Below are 2,854 nucleotides of genomic sequence, written 5' to 3' on the forward strand. Positions count from 1 at the left end.
ATATTACCTTCATATATAATATCCTTAATATATGTTTTTAACATATATATGTAATTTTACATCAATGGCTTAAATACTTATTAAAATTTTACTCCTCTGATTAAACAATGTTTAAGATTTTTGCAAAATGGCAATAAAATCAAACATATCAAATTTAGGAGGTAATAAGTATGAATGAAGCAGTTGTTAGTCTAATCAAGATGCCATTCTTAAGAATGGGAAGTGGGGAACCATTAGTTCTTCTTCACGGACTCTCAGAATGTAAAGAAGGTTGGTTCAAACAATTTGAATTGGCGAAACAGTATGATCTGATTATTCCTGATTTTAGAGGACATGGCAGTAATACCCTATTGGAAGGAATTTCAATTAAAAATTATGCAAGTGACGTACTAGGTTTACTTGATTTCCTAAATATTGAAAGCGCACACATTTGTGGATTTTCAATGGGGGGAGTTGTAGCTCAAGAAATGTATCTTCAAGCTCCCGAGAGATGTAAATCATTAGTTTTTGCATGTACTACCCCATATTTTTTTGATGGTATTGGCAAAATTGTTGGTAAATTATTTAAAGCACGATCATCTATACTTTCTGCAGAGCAAAGAAAAATTATTGTAGAAAGAAGTTGTTTTTATTCATGGAATAAGGAAAATTTCCAAGATTTAGAAAAAACTTTAAAACCCAATAAAGAAGGCATGTTTAAAGCAATAGATGCCCTTGGAGAGGTTGATTACCGCTTTTTCTTATCGAAAATTCAAATTCCCACACTTGTGATTGCCGCTAGATATGATTTATTAATCCCACTTTGGATTCCCATCTATATGCACAAACAAATCCCAAATTCTGAATTCGCAATATTAAATAGAGCAGGACATATCGCTAAGCTTGAATCGGCAGCGGAATTCAATCAAAAATTGCTCCAATTTTTAATGAAGCACACCAATGTATCGAAAGTGAGTTAAAGAAGGAGGAGGAGGTTCACCCCCCTCCTTTTTTTCAGGTTTTCTATTTGTAGGGTTAAGATTTGGTCATAGATTTAATCTATGAACGATGACATAACCATTTATCTAATTCAACACCAAGTTTGCCAGTTAATGCGATATTAAGGTGACCAGCTTTAACTTCCTGAAACGTTTTATCTTCACTAGAAACCAATTCCATGATGGGTCTGCTTTGCTCTTGATGAACTAAAGTATCGTATTTTGAGGAGAGTACCAATAAATTCTCTTTAATATTCCTAAAATCTACTTTTTTTCCATGAACAGCAAACTCACCTTTAACAAGCTTATTGTCTTTAATAAAATCATTTACTAATTGTTTATATGCTCCTCTTGTAAAAGGAACTGTATCAGTTAAATAATTATTCATAGTACACCATTTTTCTACGAAACGTTTGTCATCTGCATGATTTAGCAGGTTTATATATGGTGTATAGCTGATTGGTGAATTCACAGCTTTAAACATCTGTTCTTGATAAAATTTAGGAATAATTCCATAACTATCTATAAATCTGTCTAAATTAAGGGTTCCATTTTTTATCCCCTCCAACCATTTGTCAGGAATAAACGTATTAACATCCCAATCAATTGGAGGTGTCACTAATACAAGATTTCTTATAGATTCTTCTGCAATGGAAGCATAAACAGCTGCAAGTATTCCACCCAGACAGTATCCAACTAAAGAAATGGATTCAGCACCCGAATGTCGTAGTGCACGCTGGACACCTTTTCTTAAATAATCATCAATATAATCTTCTAAATTGGTATCTTTATCTTCGTATCCAGGAAATCCCCAATCTAATAAATAGACATCATATCCAGCGTTTACCAAATTTTCAATAACACTTGCACCAGGCGTAAAATCAAAACAATAAGCTCGATTCACTAACGAGTTTATTAAAAAGATTGGAACATCATATTTCTTTTCAACTGCGGGATAAACCCATAAAGACGCTTTATTTTTTTTCCACACCTCATGTTTCGGAGTCTGATTAACACTGAGCTTTGGTTGATTCGTAATATTTATCACTCTATTCCAACGATTCATTTCTTTTTCTATATCTAAGGCTGGAATTACGTTATGGTAAAGGGTAGCTCTTGCCAAAATTTTTCCTCCTTATTGTCTGATCATTTAGATGGTGATGATGCTAGTTCACTTTCTTCTTTATCTTTTTTATCTATATTTTTTTCACTCATAATTTGTAAAAGAATCGAAATTTCTTCTTTTAAGCCTTTAACTTCAGCTAACTCATTTTTAATTACTTTTAGTTCAGAATGCAGCTCTTTTGTAGCAGCTAATTCTAATTTCGTTTTCGATAACTCAGTTTTTAACTGTTTTGTTAGTTTAATAATGTCACTAGAAACTCCTACAATACTTTCAATTTCTTTATTTGTAGCGGAAACAGAGTCATTTAGTGTCCAAATTTGTTCTTCAAGTGAATCAAGTTTTTCTTCCGTTTGTAAAGCTAATTTCGCCACGTTTGCGACATCATCTTTATTAGGTAAATGTAACTGATTTCCTAAAAGTTCCTGACTTTTCTTAAACATTTCTTTATACATTGCAGAAGTCTCTGTAGATTTTTGTAATAACCGAGTAAACCTAGGATTATTTGTATTTGTCATAAAAAGATCATTTACTTGTTTTTCCAATTGACTACTAAATTTATTAAACAGTTCATACGGATCAAATGATTTCTGATTTGTCATTAGTTGGCCTCCTAGTTTTTGGTTCTTATTTGGTTATTTCGTTTGATTGTTCAATATATCTATTAAAAGGTAGAAATACGTTTCTAACTTGTTTTACTATTATTTTAAGGAATTTGTTTTGATTCGTTTGAATGATAGATGCTGTATCTTTG

At 31.9% G+C, this 2,854-nt stretch carries 3 protein-coding genes; 1 reads left to right on the forward strand and 2 read right to left on the reverse strand.

The annotated features are described in order from the left end of the window. The first annotated feature begins 170 nt into the window (after positions 1-170). A complete protein-coding gene (locus tag V7137_RS13085) occupies positions 171-959 on the forward strand; it encodes an alpha/beta fold hydrolase (RefSeq protein ID WP_335698494.1) in 789 nt (262 codons plus the stop codon). 79 nt (positions 960-1,038) lie between these two features. On the opposite strand, the gene V7137_RS13090 is transcribed toward V7137_RS13085, so the two are convergent. Both V7137_RS13090 and V7137_RS13095 read right to left on the reverse strand, forming a co-directional pair. Next, positions 1,039-2,100 (reverse strand): alpha/beta fold hydrolase, encoded by a 1,062-nt coding sequence (locus V7137_RS13090; protein ID WP_335698495.1) that lies wholly within the window; start codon positions 2,098-2,100, stop codon positions 1,039-1,041. A gap of 23 nt (positions 2,101-2,123) precedes the next feature. Further along, positions 2,124-2,702, reverse strand: coding sequence for a polyhydroxyalkanoate biosynthesis repressor PhaR (locus V7137_RS13095; RefSeq protein WP_335698496.1), 579 nt, complete (start codon positions 2,700-2,702; stop codon positions 2,124-2,126). Positions 2,703-2,854: the final 152 nt, after the last annotated feature.

The sequence above is a fragment of the Neobacillus drentensis genome (assembly GCF_036962765.1).
Classification (GTDB): Bacteria; Bacillota; Bacilli; order Bacillales; family Cytobacillaceae; genus Neobacillus; species Neobacillus drentensis_C.

Bases quoted from the DNA above. Each gene is read 5' to 3' on its own strand.
- V7137_RS13085 (WP_335698494.1), top strand. From the start codon at position 171: ATGAATGAAGCAGTTGTTAGTCTAATCAAGATGCCATTCTTAAGAATG.
- V7137_RS13095 (WP_335698496.1), bottom strand. From the start codon at position 2,702: ATGACAAATCAGAAATCATTTGATCCGTATGAACTGTTTAATAAATTT.